Origin of the sequence: Streptococcus sp. 1449, from assembly GCF_013276805.1 — a bacterium.
GTDB lineage: Bacteria > Bacillota > Bacilli > Lactobacillales > Streptococcaceae > Streptococcus > Streptococcus pseudopneumoniae.
In genome coordinates, this window is record NZ_VMLS01000010.1 from 68956 (window position 1) to 86389 (window position 17434).

At 41.1% G+C, this 17434-nt stretch carries 31 protein-coding genes; all 31 read left to right on the plus strand.

Annotation, left to right across the window (positions count from 1 at the left end):
• Nucleotides 1-23 precede the first annotated feature (23 nt).
• The 31 genes from rplC (at nucleotide 24) to HT687_RS03200 (ending at nucleotide 17360) form a co-directional block, all read left to right on the plus strand.
• Nucleotides 24-650, plus strand: a complete 627-nt coding sequence (gene rplC, locus HT687_RS03050) for a 50S ribosomal protein L3 (RefSeq protein ID WP_000160203.1) — start codon at nucleotides 24-26, stop codon at nucleotides 648-650.
• 24 nt (nucleotides 651-674) lie between these two features.
• Complete coding sequence (gene rplD / locus HT687_RS03055; protein ID WP_000024554.1) at nucleotides 675-1298, plus strand: 50S ribosomal protein L4; 624 nt, start codon at nucleotides 675-677, stop codon at nucleotides 1296-1298.
• A complete protein-coding gene (locus tag HT687_RS03060) occupies nucleotides 1298-1594 on the plus strand; it encodes a 50S ribosomal protein L23 (RefSeq protein ID WP_001055347.1) in 297 nt (98 codons plus the stop codon). Before rplD ends, HT687_RS03060 begins: the two co-directional genes overlap by 1 nt.
• 17 nt (nucleotides 1595-1611) lie before the next feature.
• Complete coding sequence (gene rplB, locus HT687_RS03065; protein ID WP_000512910.1) at nucleotides 1612-2445, plus strand: 50S ribosomal protein L2; 834 nt, start codon at nucleotides 1612-1614, stop codon at nucleotides 2443-2445.
• A 103-nt stretch (nucleotides 2446-2548) separates the two neighbouring features.
• Nucleotides 2549-2830 (plus strand): 30S ribosomal protein S19, encoded by a 282-nt coding sequence (gene rpsS, locus HT687_RS03070; RefSeq protein ID WP_000533766.1) that lies wholly within the window; start codon nucleotides 2549-2551, stop codon nucleotides 2828-2830.
• Between the two features lie 11 nt (nucleotides 2831-2841).
• On the plus strand, nucleotides 2842-3186 hold the full coding sequence (gene rplV / locus HT687_RS03075; protein WP_000818137.1) for a 50S ribosomal protein L22: 345 nt from the start codon (nucleotides 2842-2844) through the stop codon (nucleotides 3184-3186).
• A gap of 12 nt (nucleotides 3187-3198) precedes the next feature.
• A complete protein-coding gene (gene rpsC, locus HT687_RS03080; protein ID WP_000529936.1) occupies nucleotides 3199-3852 on the plus strand; it encodes a 30S ribosomal protein S3 in 654 nt (217 codons plus the stop codon).
• 3 nt (nucleotides 3853-3855) lie between these two features.
• On the plus strand, nucleotides 3856-4269 hold the full coding sequence (gene rplP / locus HT687_RS03085; RefSeq protein WP_000960946.1) for a 50S ribosomal protein L16: 414 nt from the start codon (nucleotides 3856-3858) through the stop codon (nucleotides 4267-4269).
• A gap of 9 nt (nucleotides 4270-4278) precedes the next feature.
• Nucleotides 4279-4485 carry a 50S ribosomal protein L29 gene (gene rpmC / locus HT687_RS03090; protein ID WP_000772918.1) on the plus strand — a complete coding sequence of 69 codons (207 nt, stop codon included), beginning with the start codon at nucleotides 4279-4281 and terminating at the stop codon, nucleotides 4483-4485.
• Nucleotides 4486-4509: 24 nt separating this feature from the next.
• On the plus strand, nucleotides 4510-4770 hold the full coding sequence (rpsQ, locus tag HT687_RS03095; RefSeq protein WP_000440801.1) for a 30S ribosomal protein S17: 261 nt from the start codon (nucleotides 4510-4512) through the stop codon (nucleotides 4768-4770).
• A gap of 25 nt (nucleotides 4771-4795) precedes the next feature.
• A complete protein-coding gene (gene rplN / locus HT687_RS03100; protein WP_000616545.1) occupies nucleotides 4796-5164 on the plus strand; it encodes a 50S ribosomal protein L14 in 369 nt (122 codons plus the stop codon).
• A gap of 182 nt (nucleotides 5165-5346) precedes the next feature.
• Nucleotides 5347-5652, plus strand: coding sequence for a 50S ribosomal protein L24 (gene rplX / locus HT687_RS03105; RefSeq protein WP_000497691.1), 306 nt, complete (start codon nucleotides 5347-5349; stop codon nucleotides 5650-5652).
• A 23-nt stretch (nucleotides 5653-5675) separates the two neighbouring features.
• Nucleotides 5676-6218 (plus strand): 50S ribosomal protein L5, encoded by a 543-nt coding sequence (gene rplE / locus HT687_RS03110; RefSeq protein WP_000013542.1) that lies wholly within the window; start codon nucleotides 5676-5678, stop codon nucleotides 6216-6218.
• 17 nt (nucleotides 6219-6235) lie between these two features.
• Nucleotides 6236-6505 (plus strand): 30S ribosomal protein S14, encoded by a 270-nt coding sequence (rpsN, locus tag HT687_RS03115; RefSeq protein ID WP_001085703.1) that lies wholly within the window; start codon nucleotides 6236-6238, stop codon nucleotides 6503-6505.
• 285 nt (nucleotides 6506-6790) lie between these two features.
• Nucleotides 6791-7189 carry a 30S ribosomal protein S8 gene (rpsH, locus tag HT687_RS03120; protein ID WP_000245503.1) on the plus strand — a complete coding sequence of 133 codons (399 nt, stop codon included), beginning with the start codon at nucleotides 6791-6793 and terminating at the stop codon, nucleotides 7187-7189.
• Between the two features lie 225 nt (nucleotides 7190-7414).
• Nucleotides 7415-7951 carry a 50S ribosomal protein L6 gene (gene rplF, locus HT687_RS03125; protein WP_000086635.1) on the plus strand — a complete coding sequence of 179 codons (537 nt, stop codon included), beginning with the start codon at nucleotides 7415-7417 and terminating at the stop codon, nucleotides 7949-7951.
• 83 nt (nucleotides 7952-8034) lie between these two features.
• A complete protein-coding gene (rplR, locus tag HT687_RS03130; RefSeq protein ID WP_000624044.1) occupies nucleotides 8035-8391 on the plus strand; it encodes a 50S ribosomal protein L18 in 357 nt (118 codons plus the stop codon).
• A 17-nt stretch (nucleotides 8392-8408) separates the two neighbouring features.
• Entirely contained in the window at nucleotides 8409-8903 is a 495-nt protein-coding gene (rpsE, locus tag HT687_RS03135) for a 30S ribosomal protein S5 (protein WP_000874202.1), read from the plus strand.
• Nucleotides 8904-8916: 13 nt separating this feature from the next.
• The gene (gene rpmD / locus HT687_RS03140; RefSeq protein ID WP_000057241.1) at nucleotides 8917-9099 is read left to right on the plus strand and encodes a 50S ribosomal protein L30; all 183 of its coding nucleotides are present in this window, start codon (nucleotides 8917-8919) and stop codon (nucleotides 9097-9099) included.
• A gap of 144 nt (nucleotides 9100-9243) precedes the next feature.
• Nucleotides 9244-9684: a 50S ribosomal protein L15 gene (rplO, locus tag HT687_RS03145; protein WP_000766086.1), complete on the plus strand. Its 441-nt coding sequence runs from the start codon at nucleotides 9244-9246 to the stop codon at nucleotides 9682-9684.
• Between the two features lie 12 nt (nucleotides 9685-9696).
• Nucleotides 9697-11007: a preprotein translocase subunit SecY gene (gene secY / locus HT687_RS03150; RefSeq protein WP_000465393.1), complete on the plus strand. Its 1311-nt coding sequence runs from the start codon at nucleotides 9697-9699 to the stop codon at nucleotides 11005-11007.
• A gap of 264 nt (nucleotides 11008-11271) precedes the next feature.
• A complete protein-coding gene (locus tag HT687_RS03155) occupies nucleotides 11272-11910 on the plus strand; it encodes an adenylate kinase (RefSeq protein ID WP_023932501.1) in 639 nt (212 codons plus the stop codon).
• 116 nt (nucleotides 11911-12026) lie between these two features.
• Nucleotides 12027-12245 carry a translation initiation factor IF-1 gene (gene infA, locus HT687_RS03160; RefSeq protein ID WP_001029883.1) on the plus strand — a complete coding sequence of 73 codons (219 nt, stop codon included), beginning with the start codon at nucleotides 12027-12029 and terminating at the stop codon, nucleotides 12243-12245.
• 24 nt (nucleotides 12246-12269) lie between these two features.
• Nucleotides 12270-12386 carry a 50S ribosomal protein L36 gene (gene rpmJ, locus HT687_RS03165; protein ID WP_001808836.1) on the plus strand — a complete coding sequence of 39 codons (117 nt, stop codon included), beginning with the start codon at nucleotides 12270-12272 and terminating at the stop codon, nucleotides 12384-12386.
• Between the two features lie 17 nt (nucleotides 12387-12403).
• The gene (rpsM, locus tag HT687_RS03170) at nucleotides 12404-12769 is read left to right on the plus strand and encodes a 30S ribosomal protein S13 (protein ID WP_000090781.1); all 366 of its coding nucleotides are present in this window, start codon (nucleotides 12404-12406) and stop codon (nucleotides 12767-12769) included.
• A 17-nt stretch (nucleotides 12770-12786) separates the two neighbouring features.
• Nucleotides 12787-13170: a 30S ribosomal protein S11 gene (rpsK, locus tag HT687_RS03175; protein ID WP_001118385.1), complete on the plus strand. Its 384-nt coding sequence runs from the start codon at nucleotides 12787-12789 to the stop codon at nucleotides 13168-13170.
• Nucleotides 13171-13212: 42 nt separating this feature from the next.
• Nucleotides 13213-14148 (plus strand): DNA-directed RNA polymerase subunit alpha, encoded by a 936-nt coding sequence (locus tag HT687_RS03180; RefSeq protein WP_000568988.1) that lies wholly within the window; start codon nucleotides 13213-13215, stop codon nucleotides 14146-14148.
• A gap of 11 nt (nucleotides 14149-14159) precedes the next feature.
• Nucleotides 14160-14546 carry a 50S ribosomal protein L17 gene (gene rplQ, locus HT687_RS03185; RefSeq protein WP_000331493.1) on the plus strand — a complete coding sequence of 129 codons (387 nt, stop codon included), beginning with the start codon at nucleotides 14160-14162 and terminating at the stop codon, nucleotides 14544-14546.
• Between the two features lie 263 nt (nucleotides 14547-14809).
• Nucleotides 14810-15076 (plus strand): ACT domain-containing protein, encoded by a 267-nt coding sequence (locus HT687_RS03190; protein ID WP_031233450.1) that lies wholly within the window; start codon nucleotides 14810-14812, stop codon nucleotides 15074-15076.
• Between the two features lie 9 nt (nucleotides 15077-15085).
• Nucleotides 15086-16423 (plus strand): PFL family protein, encoded by a 1338-nt coding sequence (locus tag HT687_RS03195; RefSeq protein ID WP_023935585.1) that lies wholly within the window; start codon nucleotides 15086-15088, stop codon nucleotides 16421-16423.
• A gap of 244 nt (nucleotides 16424-16667) precedes the next feature.
• The gene (locus tag HT687_RS03200) at nucleotides 16668-17360 is read left to right on the plus strand and encodes a histidine phosphatase family protein (RefSeq protein WP_031233452.1); all 693 of its coding nucleotides are present in this window, start codon (nucleotides 16668-16670) and stop codon (nucleotides 17358-17360) included.
• Nucleotides 17361-17434: the final 74 nt, after the last annotated feature.

The following is a 17434-nucleotide window of genomic DNA, read 5'->3' on the forward strand; positions in this document are numbered from 1 at the left end:
TATAGAAAAGGAACTATTTTCTCATGACAAAAGGAATCTTAGGGAAAAAAGTGGGAATGACTCAAATCTTCACTGAAGCTGGCGAATTGCTCCCTGTAACAGTTATTGAAGCAACTCCAAACGTTGTTCTTCAAGTTAAAACTGTTGAAACAGACGGATACAACGCTATCCAAGTTGGTTTCGATGACAAACGCGAAGTATTGAGCAACAAACCTGCTAAAGGACATGTAGCGAAAGCTAACACGGCTCCTAAGCGCTTCATTCGTGAATTCAAAAACGTTGAAGGCTTGGAAGTTGGTGCTGAAATTACAGTTGAAACATTCGCAGCTGGAGATGTTGTTGATGTAACTGGTACTTCTAAAGGTAAAGGTTTCCAAGGTGTTATCAAACGCCACGGACAATCACGTGGACCAATGGCTCACGGTTCTCGTTACCACCGTCGTCCAGGTTCTATGGGACCTGTTGCACCTAACCGCGTATTTAAAGGTAAAAACCTTGCAGGACGTATGGGTGGCGACCGCGTAACAATTCAAAACCTTGAAGTTGTACAAGTTGTTCCAGAAAAGAACGTTATCCTTATCAAAGGTAACGTACCAGGTGCTAAGAAATCTCTTATCACTATCAAGTCAGCAGTTAAAGCTGGTAAATAATAAGGAAAGGGGAATACAGTCAAAATGGCAAATGTAACATTATTCGACCAAACTGGTAAACAAGCGGGCGAAGTTGTTCTTAACGATGCAGTATTTGGTATCGAACCAAACCAATCTGTTGTGTTTGATGTAATCATCAGCCAACGCGCAAGCCTTCGTCAAGGAACTCACGCAGTTAAAAACCGCTCAGCTGTTTCAGGTGGCGGACGCAAACCATGGCGTCAAAAAGGAACTGGACGTGCTCGTCAAGGTTCTATCCGCTCTCCACAATGGCGTGGTGGTGGAATCGTCTTCGGACCAACTCCACGTAGCTATGCGTACAAACTTCCTCAAAAAGTTCGTCGCCTTGCGCTTAAATCTGTTTACTCAGAAAAAGTTGCTGAAAATAAATTTGTAGCCGTTGATTCTCTTGAATTTACAGCTCCAAAAACTGCTGAATTTGCAAAAGTTCTTGCAGCTTTGAGCATCGATTCTAAAGTCCTTGTTATTCTTGAAGAAGGAAACGAATTCGCAGCTCTTTCAGCTCGTAACCTTCCAAACGTGAAAGTTGCGACTGCTACAACTGCAAGTGTTCTTGACATCGCAAATAGTGACAAACTTCTTGTTACTCAAGCAGCTATCTCTAAAATCGAGGAGGTTCTTGCATAATGAATTTGTATGATGTTATCAAAAAACCTGTCATCACTGAAAGCTCAATGGCTCAACTTGAAGCAGGAAAATATGTATTTGAAGTTGACACTCGTGCACACAAACTTTTGATTAAGCAAGCTGTTGAAGCTGCTTTCGAAGGTGTTAAAGTTGCTAATGTTAACACAATCAACGTAAAACCAAAAGCTAAACGTGTTGGACGTTACACTGGTTTTACTAACAAAACTAAAAAAGCTATCATCACACTTACAGCTGATTCAAAAGCAATCGAGTTGTTTGCTGCTGAAGCTGAATAATCTAAGGAGGAAATATCGTGGGAATTCGTGTTTATAAACCAACAACAAACGGTCGCCGTAATATGACTTCTTTGGATTTCGCTGAAATCACAACAAGCACTCCTGAAAAATCATTGCTTGTTGCATTGAAGAGCAAGGCTGGTCGTAACAACAACGGTCGTATCACTGTTCGTCACCAAGGTGGTGGACACAAACGTTTCTACCGTTTGGTTGACTTCAAACGTAACAAAGACAACGTTGAAGCGGTTGTTAAAACAATCGAGTACGATCCAAACCGTTCTGCAAACATCGCTCTTGTACACTACACTGACGGTGTGAAAGCATACATCATCGCTCCAAAAGGTCTTGAAGTAGGTCAACGTATCGTTTCAGGTCCAGAAGCAGATATCAAAGTCGGAAACGCTCTTCCACTTGCTAACATCCCAGTTGGTACTTTGATCCACAACATCGAATTGAAACCAGGTCGTGGTGGTGAATTGGTACGTGCTGCTGGAGCATCTGCTCAAGTATTGGGTCAAGAAGGTAAATACGTTCTTGTTCGTCTTCAATCAGGTGAAGTTCGTATGATTCTTGGAACTTGCCGTGCTACAGTTGGTGTTGTCGGAAACGAACAACACGGACTTGTAAACCTTGGTAAAGCGGGACGTAGCCGTTGGAAAGGTATCCGCCCAACAGTTCGTGGTTCTGTAATGAACCCTAACGATCACCCACACGGTGGTGGTGAAGGTAAAGCACCAGTTGGTCGTAAAGCACCATCTACTCCATGGGGCAAACCTGCTCTTGGTCTTAAAACTCGTAATAAGAAAGCGAAATCTGACAAACTTATCGTTCGTCGTCGCAACGAGAAATAATATTAAACTAGTCGCTTAAGCAACTAGTAAATCCGCCAGCTCGGTAGCGCTCCATGTGAGCGCAAGCCGCTGTGGTACAACATTTAAAGGAGAAAATATAAAAATGGGACGCAGTCTTAAAAAAGGACCTTTCGTCGATGAGCATTTGATGAAAAAAGTTGAAGCTCAAGCTAACGACGAAAAGAAAAAAGTTATTAAAACTTGGTCACGTCGTTCAACGATCTTCCCAAGTTTCATTGGTTACACTATTGCAGTTTATGACGGACGTAAACACGTACCTGTTTACATCCAAGAAGACATGGTAGGTCACAAACTTGGTGAATTTGCACCAACTCGTACTTACAAAGGTCACGCTGCAGACGACAAGAAAACACGTAGAAAATAAGGAGAACATAAATGGCAGAAATTACTTCAGCTAAAGCAATGGCTCGTACAGTACGTGTTTCACCTCGTAAATCACGTCTTGTTCTTGATAACATCCGTGGTAAAAGCGTAGCCGATGCAATCGCAATCTTGACATTCACTCCAAACAAAGCTGCTGAAATCATCTTGAAAGTTTTGAACTCAGCTGTAGCTAACGCTGAAAACAACTTTGGTTTGGATAAAGCTAATTTGGTAGTATCTGAAGCATTCGCAAACGAAGGACCAACTATGAAACGTTTCCGTCCACGTGCGAAAGGTTCAGCTTCACCAATCAACAAACGTACAGCTCACATCACTGTAGCTGTTGCAGAAAAATAAGGAGGTAAAATCGTGGGTCAAAAAGTACATCCAATTGGTATGCGTGTCGGCATCATCCGTGATTGGGATGCCAAATGGTATGCTGAAAAAGAATACGCGGATTACCTTCATGAAGATCTTGCAATCCGTAAATTCGTTCAAAAAGAACTTGCTGACGCAGCAGTTTCAACTATTGAAATCGAACGCGCAGTAAACAAAGTTAACGTTTCACTTCACACTGCTAAACCAGGTATGGTTATCGGTAAAGGTGGTGCTAACGTTGATGCACTCCGTGCAAAACTTAACAAATTGACTGGAAAACAAGTACACATCAACATCATCGAAATCAAACAACCTGATTTGGATGCTCACCTTGTAGGTGAAGGAATTGCTCGTCAATTGGAGCAACGTGTTGCTTTCCGTCGTGCACAAAAACAAGCAATCCAACGTGCAATGCGTGCTGGAGCTAAAGGAATCAAAACTCAAGTATCAGGTCGTTTGAACGGTGCAGATATCGCCCGTGCTGAAGGATACTCTGAAGGAACTGTTCCGCTTCACACACTTCGTGCAGATATCGATTACGCTTGGGAAGAAGCAGATACTACATACGGTAAACTTGGTGTTAAAGTATGGATCTACCGTGGTGAAGTTCTTCCAGCTCGTAAAAACACTAAAGGAGGTAAATAACCAATGTTAGTACCTAAACGTGTTAAACACCGTCGTGAGTTCCGTGGAAAAATGCGCGGTGAAGCAAAAGGTGGAAAAGAAGTAGCATTCGGTGAATACGGTCTTCAAGCTACAACTAGCCACTGGATCACTAACCGCCAAATCGAAGCTGCTCGTATCGCCATGACTCGTTACATGAAACGTGGTGGTAAAGTTTGGATTAAAATCTTCCCACACAAATCATACACTGCTAAAGCTATCGGTGTGCGTATGGGATCTGGTAAAGGGGCACCTGAAGGTTGGGTAGCACCAGTTAAACGTGGTAAAGTGATGTTCGAAATCGCTGGTGTATCTGAAGAGATTGCACGTGAAGCGCTTCGACTTGCTAGCCACAAATTGCCAGTTAAATGTAAATTCGTAAAACGTGAAGCAGAATAAGGAGAAGGCATGAAACTTAATGAAGTAAAAGAATTTGTTAAAGAACTTCGTGGTCTTTCTCAAGAAGAACTCGCGAAGCGCGAAAACGAATTGAAAAAAGAATTGTTTGAACTTCGTTTCCAAGCTGCTACTGGTCAATTGGAACAAACAGCTCGCTTGAAAGAAGTTAAAAAACAAATCGCTCGTATCAAAACAGTTCAATCTGAAGCGAAATAATAGACTAGGGAAGGAGAAATTTCAATGGAACGCAATAATCGTAAAGTTCTTGTTGGACGTGTTGTATCTGACAAAATGGACAAGACAATCACAGTTGTAGTTGAAACAAAACGTAACCACCCAGTCTATGGTAAACGTATTAACTACTCTAAAAAATATAAAGCTCATGATGAAAACAATGTTGCCAAAGAAGGCGATATCGTACGTATCATGGAAACTCGCCCGCTTTCAGCTACAAAACGTTTCCGTCTTGTAGAAGTTGTTGAAGAAGCGGTCATCATCTAATCAAACCTGAAAGGAGAAAACTGAAATGATTCAAACAGAAACTCGTTTGAAAGTCGCAGACAACAGCGGTGCTCGCGAAATCTTGACTATCAAAGTTCTTGGTGGTTCAGGACGTAAATTTGCAAACATCGGTGATGTTATCGTGGCATCTGTAAAACAAGCTACTCCTGGTGGTGCGGTTAAAAAAGGTGACGTTGTTAAAGCAGTTATCGTTCGTACTAAATCAGGTGCTCGTCGTGCTGATGGTTCATACATCAAATTTGACGAAAACGCAGCAGTTATCATCCGTGAAGACAAAACTCCTCGCGGAACACGTATCTTTGGCCCAGTTGCACGTGAATTGCGTGAAGGTGGCTTCATGAAGATCGTGTCACTTGCTCCAGAAGTACTTTAATTGGTTGCTCAAAGAAAATTAAAACAAGTCTAGGAAGTAAAACGAAAGCATAACTTAAGTTAGGTGAGTTGAAACTGACGAAGGATTGCTTTGATTTTCGAAGAGCAAAAACAAACAAACTAGTCCCCTAGCTTCAAGCTAGGGTGCCCTTATGGGCGTAAGAAAAATCAAGGAGAAACCTAATGTTTGTAAAAAAAGGCGACAAAGTTCGCGTAATCGCTGGTAAAGATAAGGGAACAGAAGCTGTTGTCCTTACTGCCCTTCCAAAAGTAAACAAAGTTATCGTTGAAGGTGTTAACATCGTTAAGAAACACCAACGTCCAACTAACGAGCTTCCTCAAGGTGGTATCATCGAGAAAGAAGCAGCTATCCATGTATCAAACGTTCAAGTTTTGGACAAAAATGGTGTAGCTGGTCGTGTTGGTTACAAATTTGTAGACGGTAAAAAAGTTCGCTACAACAAAAAATCAGGCGAAGTGCTTGATTAATCACGAAGGAAAGGAGAAGTATAATGGCAAATCGTTTAAAAGAAAAATATCTTAATGAAGTAGTTCCTGCTTTGACAGAACAATTCAACTACTCATCAGTGATGGCTGTGCCTAAAGTAGATAAGATCGTTTTGAACATGGGTGTTGGTGAAGCTGTATCAAACGCTAAAAGCCTTGAAAAAGCTGCTGAAGAATTGGCACTTATCTCAGGTCAAAAACCACTTATCACTAAAGCTAAAAAATCAATCGCCGGCTTCCGTCTTCGTGAAGGTGTTGCGATCGGTGCAAAAGTTACCCTTCGTGGTGAACGGATGTACGAATTCTTGGATAAATTGGTTTCAGTTTCACTTCCACGTGTACGTGACTTCCACGGTGTTCCAACAAAATCATTTGATGGACGCGGAAACTATACACTTGGTGTGAAAGAACAATTGATTTTCCCAGAAATCAACTTCGATGACGTTGACAAAACTCGTGGTCTTGACATTGTTATCGTAACAACTGCTAACACTGACGAAGAGTCACGTGCATTGCTTACAGGCCTTGGAATGCCTTTTGCAAAATAATATAGGAGGTAAATCTAATGGCTAAAAAATCAATGGTAGCTAGAGAGGCTAAACGCCAAAAAATTGTTGACCGTTATGCTGAAAAACGTGCTGCATTAAAGGCAGCAGGGGACTATGAAGGTTTATCTAAATTACCTCGCAACGCCTCACCGACTCGTTTACATAATCGTTGTAGAGTTACGGGGCGCCCACATTCAGTTTACCGCAAATTTGGTCTGAGTCGTATCGCTTTTCGCGAACTTGCGCATAAAGGTCAAATTCCTGGTGTAACAAAAGCATCTTGGTAATTTAAGATATCAAGGGCGTCAAAACTCTAAGTGAAAATAGGAAACTTGACGAAGAAACTGAGGTTTCTAGGAAAGTTTATCTTTTTCACACAGAGTTTAGCCCGGGTTCAGTTGGGCTAGCCAATTTGAACACGAGCTACAGCTTTGGCAAAAAAAGACCAATTTTCTTTGGAGCATCGCTCCTGCATCAAATTGCCTATTTTTGCTCTTGCTGTTACGCTCTTTGTATCATGTATTAACTAGCAAGTGCAACTTGCAAACTACTAGTAAGAGGAGAAAAACAAAATGGTTATGACTGACCCAATCGCAGACTTCCTAACTCGTATTCGTAACGCTAACCAAGCTAAACACGAAGTACTTGAAGTACCTGCATCAAACATCAAAAAAGGGATTGCTGAAATCCTTAAACGCGAAGGTTTTGTAAAAAACGTTGAAATCATCGAAGATGACAAACAAGGCATCATCCGTGTATTTCTTAAATACGGACCAAACGGTGAAAAAGTTATCACTAACTTGAAACGTATTTCTAAACCAGGACTTCGTGTCTACAAAAAACGTGAAGACCTTCCAAAAGTTCTTAACGGACTTGGAATTGCTATCCTTTCAACTTCTGAAGGTTTGCTTACTGATAAAGAAGCACGCCAAAAGAATGTTGGTGGTGAGGTTATCGCTTACGTTTGGTAATTGATGATGTGAGAGCGTTAAAAGAATGCAGTGAAAATAGGAAGTTTGTAGCAGGAGCGATGCTCCAAGACAAACTTATCTTTTTCACCAAATTCTTAGCTCGAACTCAAATCAAGATACAAAGCTCGTTAGAGCGTGTTCAGTTCAGCTCTTGAACTAAATAAGTATCTGAACCCCGTGAAAACTGGCCGTTCTGGCCTGACAATTTAACAGGAGAAAATAAACATGTCACGTATTGGTAATAAAGTTATCGTGTTGCCTGCTGGTGTTGAACTCACTAACAATGACAACCTTGTAACTGTAAAAGGACCTAAAGGAGAACTTACTCGTGAGTTCTCAAAAGATATTGAAATCCGTGTGGAAGGTACTGAAGTAACCCTTCACCGTCCAAACGATTCAAAAGAAATGAAAACTATCCACGGAACTACTCGTGCCCTTTTGAACAACATGGTTGTTGGTGTATCAGAAGGATTCAAGAAAGAACTTGAAATGCGTGGGGTTGGTTACCGTGCACAACTTCAAGGATCTAAACTTGTTTTGGCTGTTGGTAAATCTCACCCAGACGAAGTTGAAGCTCCAGAAGGAATTACTTTTGAACTTCCAAACCCAACAACAATCGTTGTTAGCGGAATTTCAAAAGAAGTAGTTGGACAAACAGCTGCTTACGTACGTAGCCTTCGTTCACCAGAACCATATAAAGGTAAAGGTATCCGTTACGTTGGTGAATTCGTTCGCCGTAAAGAAGGTAAAACAGGTAAATAATGTTGAGTGGTTGATTCTCAACCACCAACCTATTTTCCAACTTTGTGCATAGCACACGATTTAAAACTAAAGAGGTGAAAACTGTGATTTCAAAACCAGATAAAAACAAACTCCGCCAAAAACGCCACCGTCGCGTTCGCGGAAAACTCTCTGGAACTGCTGATCGCCCACGTTTGAACGTATTCCGTTCTAATACAGGCATCTACGCTCAAGTGATTGATGACGTAGCGGGTGTAACGCTCGCAAGTGCTTCAACTCTTGACAAAGAAGTTTCAAAAGGAACTAAAACTGAACAAGCTGTTGCTGTCGGTAAACTCGTTGCAGAACGTGCAAACGCTAAAGGTATTTCAGAAGTGGTGTTCGACCGCGGTGGATATCTATATCACGGACGTGTGAAAGCTTTGGCTGATGCAGCTCGTGAAAACGGATTGAAATTCTAATAGGAGGACACTAGAAAATGGCATTTAAAGACAATGCAGTTGAATTAGAAGAACGCGTAGTTGCTGTCAATCGTGTTACAAAAGTTGTTAAAGGTGGACGTCGTCTTCGTTTCGCAGCTCTTGTTGTTGTTGGTGACCACAACGGTCGCGTAGGATTTGGTACTGGTAAAGCTCAAGAAGTTCCAGAAGCAATCCGTAAAGCAGTAGATGATGCTAAGAAAAACTTGATCGAAGTTCCTATGGTTGGAACAACAATCCCACACGAAGTTCTTTCAGAATTCGGTGGAGCTAAAGTATTGTTGAAACCTGCTGTAGAAGGTTCTGGAGTTGCCGCTGGTGGTGCAGTTCGTGCCGTTGTGGAATTGGCAGGTGTGGCAGATATTACATCTAAATCACTTGGTTCTAACACTCCAATCAACATTGTTCGTGCAACTGTTGAAGGTTTGAAACAATTGAAACGCGCTGAAGAAGTTGCTGCCCTTCGTGGTATTTCAGTTTCTGATTTGGCATAAGAAAGGGGATAAAATGGCTCAAATTAAAATTACTTTGACTAAGTCTCCAATCGGACGCATTCCATCACAACGTAAAACTGTTGTAGCACTTGGACTTGGCAAATTGAACAGCTCTGTTATTAAAGAAGATAACGCTGCTATCCGTGGTATGATCACTGCAGTATCTCACTTGGTAACAGTTGAAGAAGTAAACTAATGAATTTTTAGGGGATGTGCACTATACCATCCCCTAAAACTAGATATAGTCATCTATGATGACGTCGTATAGGCGAGTTGATGGGGGAGACAACCTTTTCTCCCTTATCGGCGCTAGCATTTTACAAAAGAGGAGAAAATAAAAATGAAACTTCATGAATTGAAACCTGCAGAAGGTTCTCGTAAAGTACGTAACCGCGTTGGTCGTGGTACTTCATCAGGTAACGGTAAAACATCTGGTCGTGGTCAAAAAGGTCAAAAAGCTCGTAGCGGCGGCGGAGTTCGCCTTGGTTTTGAAGGTGGACAAACTCCATTGTTCCGTCGTCTTCCAAAACGTGGATTCACTAACATCAACGCTAAAGAATACGCAATTGTGAACCTTGACCAATTGAACGTCTTTGAAGATGGTGCTGAAGTAACTCCAGTTGTTCTTATCGAAGCAGGAATTGTTAAAGCTGAAAAGTCAGGTATTAAAATTCTTGGTAACGGTGAGTTGATTAAGAAATTGACTGTGAAAGCAGCTAAATTCTCTAAATCAGCTGAAGAAGCTATCACTGCTAAAGGTGGTTCAGTAGAAGTCATCTAAGAGAGGTGACCTATGTTTTTTAAATTATTAAGAGAAGCTCTTAAAGTCAAGCAGGTTCGATCAAAAATTTTATTTACAATTTTTATCGTTTTGGTCTTTCGTATCGGAACTAGCATTACAGTTCCTGGTGTGAATGCCAATAGCTTGAATGCTTTAAGTGGATTATCCTTCTTAAACATGTTGAGCTTGGTGTCGGGGAATGCCCTAAAAAACTTTTCGATTTTTGCCCTAGGAGTTAGTCCCTATATTACTGCTTCTATCGTTGTCCAACTCTTACAAATGGATATTTTACCGAAATTTGTAGAGTGGGGAAAACAAGGGGAAGTAGGTCGAAGAAAATTGAACCAAGCTACTCGTTATATTGCCCTTGGTCTAGCCTTTGTGCAATCTATCGGGATTACAGCTGGTTTTAATACCTTGGCTGGAGCTCAATTGATTAAAACTGCTTTAACTCCCCAAGTTTTTCTGACGATTGGTATCATCTTAACAGCTGGTAGTATGATTGTCACTTGGTTGGGAGAGCAAATTACAGATAAGGGATACGGAAATGGTGTTTCTATGATTATCTTTGCCGGGATTGTTGCCTCAATTCCAGAGATGATTCAGGGCATCTATGTGGACTACTTTGTGAACGTCCCAAGTAGCCGGATCACTTCATCTATCATTTTCGTAATCATTTTGATTATTACTGTATTGTTGATCATTTACTTTACAACTTATGTTCAACAAGCAGAATACAAAATTCCAATCCAATATACTAAGGTTGCACAAGGTGCTCCATCTAGCTCTTACCTTCCATTGAAGGTAAACCCTGCTGGAGTTATCCCTGTTATCTTTGCCAGTTCCATTACTGCAGCGCCTGCGGCGATTCTTCAGTTTTTGAGCGCCACAGGTCATGATTGGGCTTGGGTAAGGGTAGCACAAGAGATGTTGGCAACCACTTCTCCAACTGGTATTGCTATGTATGCTTTATTGATTATTCTCTTTACATTCTTCTATACGTTTGTACAGATTAATCCTGAAAAAGCGGCAGAGAACCTACAAAAGAGCGGTGCCTATATCCATGGAGTTCGTCCTGGTAAAGGTACAGAAGAATATATGTCTAAACTTCTTCGTCGTCTTGCAACGGTTGGTTCCCTCTTCCTTGGTGTGATTTCCATTTTGCCGATTGCAGCTAAAGATGTATTTGGTCTTTCTGATGTTGTTGCCTTTGGTGGAACAAGTCTCTTGATCATTATCTCTACAGGTATCGAAGGAATCAAGCAATTGGAAGGTTACCTATTGAAACGTAAGTATGTTGGTTTCATGGATAGAACAGAATAAAAGTATTTACTGATACTCTTCGAAAATCAAATTCAAACCACGTCAGCTTTATCTGCAACCTCAAAGCAGTGCTTTGAGCAACCTGCGGCTAGCTTCCTAGTTTGCTCTTTGATTTTCATTGAGTATGAAGCAGTAAATGCTGAGGGAGTGGAGGTTTAACTCTAACATTAGTGAGAGTTTGGTCTCCCCTCTTCTATTTTGTTTTTAAATAGGGGTGAAAAGACTTTTTGCTTCTATTTAAAAATAAAATAAGGAGATCAGATCATGAATCTTTTGATTATGGGCTTACCTGGTGCAGGTAAGGGAACTCAAGCAGCAAAAATCGTAGAACAATTCCATGTTGCACATATCTCAACAGGTGATATGTTCCGCGCTGCAATAGCAAATCAAACTGAAATGGGTGTTCTTGCTAAGTCATACATTGACAAGGGTGAATTGGTTCCTGATGAAGTTACAAATGGAATCGTAAAAGAACGTCTTTCACAAGATGATATTAAAGAAACAGGATTCTTATTGGATGGTTACCCACGTACAATCGAACAAGCTCATGCCTTGGACAAAACATTGGCTGAACTTGGCATCGAACTGGAAGGTGTTATCAACATCGAAGTGAATCCAGACAGCCTCTTGGAACGTTTGAGTGGCCGTATCATCCACCGCGTAACTGGAGAAACTTTCCACAAGGTCTTTAACCCACCAGTTGACTATAAAGAAGAAGATTACTACCAACGTGAAGATGATAAGCCTGAGACAGTCAAACGTCGTTTGGATGTGAATATTGCTCAAGGGGAACCAATCATTGCTCACTACCGTGCCAAAGGTTTGGTTCATGACATCGAAGGTAATCAAGATATCAATGATGTCTTCTCAGATATCGAAAAAGTATTGACAAATTTGAAATAAAGCGTTTTTCACACTTGCAAAAATCCGCTACAAATGTTATACTGAGATAGTCTGACTTATAATTGTTGTCTCTGTGTCTAGAGGCATCGAATCGAAATTTATGGAGGTGCTTTTGCGTGGCAAAAGACGATGTGATTGAAGTTGAAGGCAAAGTAGTTGATACAATGCCGAATGCAATGTTTACGGTTGAACTTGAAAATGGACATCAGATTTTAGCAACAGTTTCTGGTAAAATTCGTAAAAACTATATTCGTATTTTAGCGGGAGATCGTGTTACTGTCGAAATGAGTCCATATGACTTGACACGTGGACGTATCACTTACCGCTTTAAATAATCGAAAAACTTGGAGGGATAAGAAATGAAAGTAAGACCATCGGTCAAACCAATTTGCGAATACTGTAAAGTTATTCGTCGTAATGGTCGTGTTATGGTAATTTGCCCAGCAAATCCAAAACACAAACAACGTCAAGGATAAGATAGAAAGGAGAAAACATGGCTCGTATTGCTGGAGTTGACATTCCAAATGACAAACGTGTAGTAATCTCATTGACTTATGTTTATGGTATCGGACTTGCAACATCTAAGAAAATTTTGGCTGCTGCTGGAATCTCAGAAGATGTTCGTGTACGTGATCTTACATCAGATCAAGAAGATGCTATCCGTCGTGAAGTGGATGCAATCAAAGTTGAAGGTGACCTTCGTCGTGAAGTAAACTTGAACATCAAACGTTTGATGGAAATCGGTTCATACCGTGGTATCCGTCACCGTCGTGGACTTCCTGTCCGTGGACAAAATACTAAAAACAACGCTCGCACTCGTAAAGGTAAAGCTGTTGCGATTGCTGGTAAGAAAAAATAATATAGGAGGTAAAAGTCTTGGCTAAACCAACACGTAAACGTCGTGTGAAAAAAAATATCGAATCTGGTATTGCTCATATTCACGCTACATTTAATAACACTATTGTTATGATTACTGATGTGCATGGTAATGCAATTGCTTGGTCATCAGCTGGTGCTCTTGGTTTCAAAGGTTCTCGTAAATCTACACCATTCGCTGCTCAAATGGCTTCTGAAGCTGCTGCTAAATCTGCACAAGAACACGGTCTTAAATCAGTTGAAGTTACTGTAAAAGGTCCAGGTTCTGGTCGTGAGTCAGCTATTCGTGCGCTTGCTGCCGCTGGTCTTGAAGTAACAGCAATTCGTGATGTGACTCCAGTGCCACACAATGGTGCTCGTCCTCCAAAACGTCGCCGTGTATAATCATCGCATTACACTGCTTTTCGTTTAAGAGGGAGTAACTAAATGATCGAGTTTGAAAAACCAAATATAACAAAAATTGATGAAAATAAAGATTATGGCAAGTTTGTAATCGAACCACTTGAACGTGGCTACGGTACAACTCTTGGTAACTCTCTTCGTCGTGTACTTCTAGCTTCTCTACCAGGAGCAGCTGTGACATCTATCAACATTGATGGTGTGTTACATGAGTTTGACACAGTTCCAGGTGTTCGTGAAGACGTGATGCAAATCATTCTGAACATTAAAGGAATTGCAGTGAAATCGTACGTTGAAGACGAAAAAATCATCGAACTGGATGTTGAAGGTCCTGCTGAAGTAACAGCTGGTGACATTTTGACAGATAGCGATATTGAAATTGTAAATCCAGATCATTATCTCTTTACAATCGGTGAAGGTTCTTCCCTAAAAGCGACTATGACTGTTAACAGTGGTCGTGGATATGTACCTGCTGATGAAAATAAAAAAGATAATGCACCAGTTGGAACACTTGCTGTAGATTCTATTTATACACCAGTTACAAAAGTCAACTATCAAGTGGAACCTGCTCGTGTAGGTAGCAATGATGGATTTGACAAACTAACCCTTGAAATCTTGACAAATGGAACAATTATTCCAGAAGATGCTTTAGGGCTTTCAGCACGTATTTTGACAGAACATCTTGATTTGTTTACAAATCTTACTGAGATTGCTAAGTCAACTGAAGTGATGAAAGAAGCTGATACTGAATCTGACGACCGTATTTTGGATCGTACGATTGAGGAACTGGACTTGTCTGTGCGTTCATACAACTGTTTGAAACGTGCCGGTATCAATACTGTGCATGATTTGACAGAAAAATCTGAAGCAGAGATGATGAAAGTACGAAATCTTGGACGCAAGAGTTTGGAAGAAGTGAAACTCAAACTCATTGATTTGGGTCTTGGATTAAAAGATAAATAAAGGAGGAATACATGGCTTACCGTAAACTAGGACGCACTAGCTCACAACGTAAAGCAATGCTTCGCGATTTGACAACTGACCTTTTGATCAACGAATCAATCGTGACAACTGAAGCTCGTGCTAAAGAAATCCGTAAAACTGTTGAAAAAATGATTACTCTAGGTAAACGTGGTGATTTGCATGCACGTCGTCAAGCAGCTGCTTTCGTACGTAATGAAATCGCATCTGAAAACTATGATGAAGCAACTGACAAGTACACTTCTACTACAGCACTTCAAAAATTGTTCTCAGAAATCGCACCTCGTTATGCTGAACGTAACGGTGGATACACTCGTATCCTTAAAACTGAACCACGTCGTGGTGATGCAGCACCAATGGCGATCATCGAATTAGTATAAAATCATCAATTTTGTTGAGTGTTATGATGATGGAGTCTTGTGCTCTTAGTCTAGCTCTGGTCTACCGCTAGGATTTCGGTCCTAGCGGGAACACTCATCATAAGTTGGGATAGTAGACGCTTGTTTACGAAATTGTTTTTTCTTAAGAACAACTTCGTAAGCAGGCGTTTTTGAGTATTTTCGTTAGAATTATGCTATACTAATTGAAAAGAATCCTGTTTAATGTTCAGGTTTCCTATTAAAAGAAGAATTGGAGTTTGCTTATGAAAGCGATTATAACTGTTGTTGGTAAAGATAAATCTGGAATTGTTGCAGGTGTTTCTAGTAAAATTGCAGAATTGGGTTTGAACATAGACGATATTTCTCAAACTGTTTTGGATGAATATTTTACGATGATGGCTGTCGTCTCTAGCGATGAAAAGCAAGATTTTACCTATCTTCGTAATGAATTTGAAGCTTTTGGGCAAACTTTGAATGTGAAAATCAATATTCAGAGTGCAGCGATTTTCGAAGCTATGTATAATATCTAGGAGGTTATCATGGATATTAGACAAGTTACTGAAACCATTGCTATGATTGAGGAGCAAAACTTCGATATCAGAACTATTACCATGGGGATTTCCCTTCTGGACTGTATCGATCCAGATATCAATCGTGCTGCAGAGAAAATTTATCGAAAGATTACGAGCAAGGCCGCTAATTTAGTGGCTGTTGGTGATGAAATTGCGGCTGAGTTGGGAATCCCTATCGTTAATAAGCGTGTATCGGTGACTCCTATTTCTCTGATTGGAGCAGCGACAGATGCGACGGACTACGTGGTTCTGGCAAAAGCGCTTGATAAGGCTGCGAAAGAGATTGGAGTGGACTTTATTGGTGGTTTCTCTGCCTTGGTACAAAAAGGTTATCAAAAGGGAGATGAGATTCTCATCAATTCTATTCCTCGTGCTTTGGCTGAAACGGACAAGGTATGCTCGTCAGTCAATATCGGCTCAACCAAGTCTGGTATCAATATGACGGCTGTCGCAGATATGGGACGTGTTATCAAGGAAACGGCAACTCTATCTGATATGGGGGCAGCTAAGTTGGTTGTATTCGCTAATGCTGTTGAGGACAATCCATTTATGGCGGGTGCCTTCCATGGTGTTGGGGAGGCAGATGTTATCATCAATGTCGGAGTTTCTGGTCCTGGTGTGGTGAAACGTGCCCTGGAAAAAGTTCGTGGAGAGAGCTTTGATGTAGTAGCAGAAACGGTCAAGAAGACTGCCTTTAAAATCACTCGGATCGGTCAATTGGTTGGTCAAATGGCCAGTGAGAGACTGGGTGTGGAGTTTGGTATTGTGGACTTGAGTTTGGCGCCAACTCCTGCGGTTGGAGATTCTGTTGCACGTGTCCTTGAAGAAATGGGGCTAGAAACAGTTGGTACGCATGGAACGACGGCTGCCTTGGCTCTCTTGAATGACCAAGTTAAAAAGGGTGGAGTGATGGCCTGCAACCAAGTCGGTGGTTTGTCTGGTGCCTTTATTCCTGTTTCCGAGGATGAGGGAATGATTGCTGCAGTGCAAAATGGCTCTCTTAATTTGGAAAAACTAGAAGCTATGACGGCTATCTGTTCTGTTGGTTTGGATATGATTGCCATCCCAGAAGATACACCTGTTGAAACCATTGCGGCTATGATTGCGGATGAGGCTGCAATTGGTGTCATTAACATGAAAACAACAGCTGTTCGTATCATTCCAAAAGGAAAAGAAGGCGATATGATTGAGTTTGGTGGCCTATTAGGAACTGCACCTGTTATGAAAGTAAATGGAGCTTCGTCTGTTGATTTCATCTCTCGTGGAGGACAAATCCCAGCACCAATTCATAGTTTTAAAAATTAAGAAAATAGGAGAAATTTTAAGTTCTATTTAAGATTAGCTGTGTATACTATAATCATTAAATAAAGACCTCCTAATATTATTTGAAACAGATAACACTGATTTAGTTTGAATTTGATTTTCATCTAATATCTTTATTTAATAGAACTCCTAAACTTTTTCATAATAATCTCCTGCAAAAGTCGCCTGTATGGGTGGCTTTTGTTTTATCATCCATGATATAATAGAAGCAAACGGAGGACGAAAAATGGTAAAAGTACGATTGTATTTGGTACGTCATGGCAAGACCATGTTTAACACGATTGGTCGCGCGCAAGGCTGGAGCGATACTCCCTTAACGGCTGAAGGTGAGCGAGGAATTCAAGAATTAGGGATTGGCTTGCGAGAATCTGGTCTACAGTTTGAGCGCGCTTATTCCAGTGATTCTGGGCGCACCATTCAGACCATGGGAATCATTCTTGAAAAACTTGGCTTGCAGGGGAAAATCCCTTATCGCATGGACAAGCGTATCAGAGAATGGTGTTTTGGAAGCTTTGATGGAGCTTACGATGGCGATCTTTTTATGGGTATTATTCCTCGTATCTTTAATGTGGACCATGTTCACCAATTGTCTTATGCTGAACTGGCTGAGGGCTTGGTAGAGGTTGACACAGCTGGTTGGGCTGAAGGATGGGAAAAACTCAGTGGCCGAATTAAGGAAGGCTTTGAAGCGATTGCCAAAGAAATGGAAGAACAAGGTGGGGGCAATGCCCTCGTTGTCAGCCACGGAATGACCATTGGAACCATTGTTTATCTGATCAATGGCATGCATCCTCATGGGCTAGATAATGGTAGCGTAACGATCCTTGAATATGAGGACGGCCAGTTTAGCGTAGAAGTTGTCGGCGACCGTAGTTACCGGGAACTAGGACGTGAGAAGATGGAGGAATCCTCTATTTAATCAGTCTAGACTTGCTTGCTCTGAACTAGGGATTTGATAAGAATATCAAGACAAGAAAAAACAGCCGAGGGTAA

What these genes read in the sequence shown, in the direction of transcription:
- rplC (WP_000160203.1), top strand. Translation starts at nt 24, where the DNA reads ATGACAAAAGGAATCTTAGGGAAAAAAGTGGGAATGACTCAAATCTTC.
- rplD (WP_000024554.1), top strand. Translation starts at nt 675, where the DNA reads ATGGCAAATGTAACATTATTCGACCAAACTGGTAAACAAGCGGGCGAA.
- HT687_RS03060 (WP_001055347.1), top strand. Translation starts at nt 1,298, where the DNA reads ATGAATTTGTATGATGTTATCAAAAAACCTGTCATCACTGAAAGCTCA.
- rpsS (WP_000533766.1), top strand. Translation starts at nt 2,549, where the DNA reads ATGGGACGCAGTCTTAAAAAAGGACCTTTCGTCGATGAGCATTTGATG.
- rplV (WP_000818137.1), top strand. Translation starts at nt 2,842, where the DNA reads ATGGCAGAAATTACTTCAGCTAAAGCAATGGCTCGTACAGTACGTGTT.
- rplP (WP_000960946.1), top strand. Translation starts at nt 3,856, where the DNA reads ATGTTAGTACCTAAACGTGTTAAACACCGTCGTGAGTTCCGTGGAAAA.
- rpmC (WP_000772918.1), top strand. Translation starts at nt 4,279, where the DNA reads ATGAAACTTAATGAAGTAAAAGAATTTGTTAAAGAACTTCGTGGTCTT.
- rpsQ (WP_000440801.1), top strand. Translation starts at nt 4,510, where the DNA reads ATGGAACGCAATAATCGTAAAGTTCTTGTTGGACGTGTTGTATCTGAC.
- rplN (WP_000616545.1), top strand. Translation starts at nt 4,796, where the DNA reads ATGATTCAAACAGAAACTCGTTTGAAAGTCGCAGACAACAGCGGTGCT.
- rplX (WP_000497691.1), top strand. Translation starts at nt 5,347, where the DNA reads ATGTTTGTAAAAAAAGGCGACAAAGTTCGCGTAATCGCTGGTAAAGAT.
- rplE (WP_000013542.1), top strand. Translation starts at nt 5,676, where the DNA reads ATGGCAAATCGTTTAAAAGAAAAATATCTTAATGAAGTAGTTCCTGCT.
- rpsN (WP_001085703.1), top strand. Translation starts at nt 6,236, where the DNA reads ATGGCTAAAAAATCAATGGTAGCTAGAGAGGCTAAACGCCAAAAAATT.
- rpsH (WP_000245503.1), top strand. Translation starts at nt 6,791, where the DNA reads ATGGTTATGACTGACCCAATCGCAGACTTCCTAACTCGTATTCGTAAC.
- rplF (WP_000086635.1), top strand. Translation starts at nt 7,415, where the DNA reads ATGTCACGTATTGGTAATAAAGTTATCGTGTTGCCTGCTGGTGTTGAA.
- rpsE (WP_000874202.1), top strand. Translation starts at nt 8,409, where the DNA reads ATGGCATTTAAAGACAATGCAGTTGAATTAGAAGAACGCGTAGTTGCT.
- rpmD (WP_000057241.1), top strand. Translation starts at nt 8,917, where the DNA reads ATGGCTCAAATTAAAATTACTTTGACTAAGTCTCCAATCGGACGCATT.
- rplO (WP_000766086.1), top strand. Translation starts at nt 9,244, where the DNA reads ATGAAACTTCATGAATTGAAACCTGCAGAAGGTTCTCGTAAAGTACGT.
- secY (WP_000465393.1), top strand. Translation starts at nt 9,697, where the DNA reads ATGTTTTTTAAATTATTAAGAGAAGCTCTTAAAGTCAAGCAGGTTCGA.
- HT687_RS03155 (WP_023932501.1), top strand. Translation starts at nt 11,272, where the DNA reads ATGAATCTTTTGATTATGGGCTTACCTGGTGCAGGTAAGGGAACTCAA.
- rpmJ (WP_001808836.1), top strand. Translation starts at nt 12,270, where the DNA reads ATGAAAGTAAGACCATCGGTCAAACCAATTTGCGAATACTGTAAAGTT.
- rpsM (WP_000090781.1), top strand. Translation starts at nt 12,404, where the DNA reads ATGGCTCGTATTGCTGGAGTTGACATTCCAAATGACAAACGTGTAGTA.
- HT687_RS03180 (WP_000568988.1), top strand. Translation starts at nt 13,213, where the DNA reads ATGATCGAGTTTGAAAAACCAAATATAACAAAAATTGATGAAAATAAA.
- rplQ (WP_000331493.1), top strand. Translation starts at nt 14,160, where the DNA reads ATGGCTTACCGTAAACTAGGACGCACTAGCTCACAACGTAAAGCAATG.
- HT687_RS03190 (WP_031233450.1), top strand. Translation starts at nt 14,810, where the DNA reads ATGAAAGCGATTATAACTGTTGTTGGTAAAGATAAATCTGGAATTGTT.
- HT687_RS03195 (WP_023935585.1), top strand. Translation starts at nt 15,086, where the DNA reads ATGGATATTAGACAAGTTACTGAAACCATTGCTATGATTGAGGAGCAA.
- HT687_RS03200 (WP_031233452.1), top strand. Translation starts at nt 16,668, where the DNA reads ATGGTAAAAGTACGATTGTATTTGGTACGTCATGGCAAGACCATGTTT.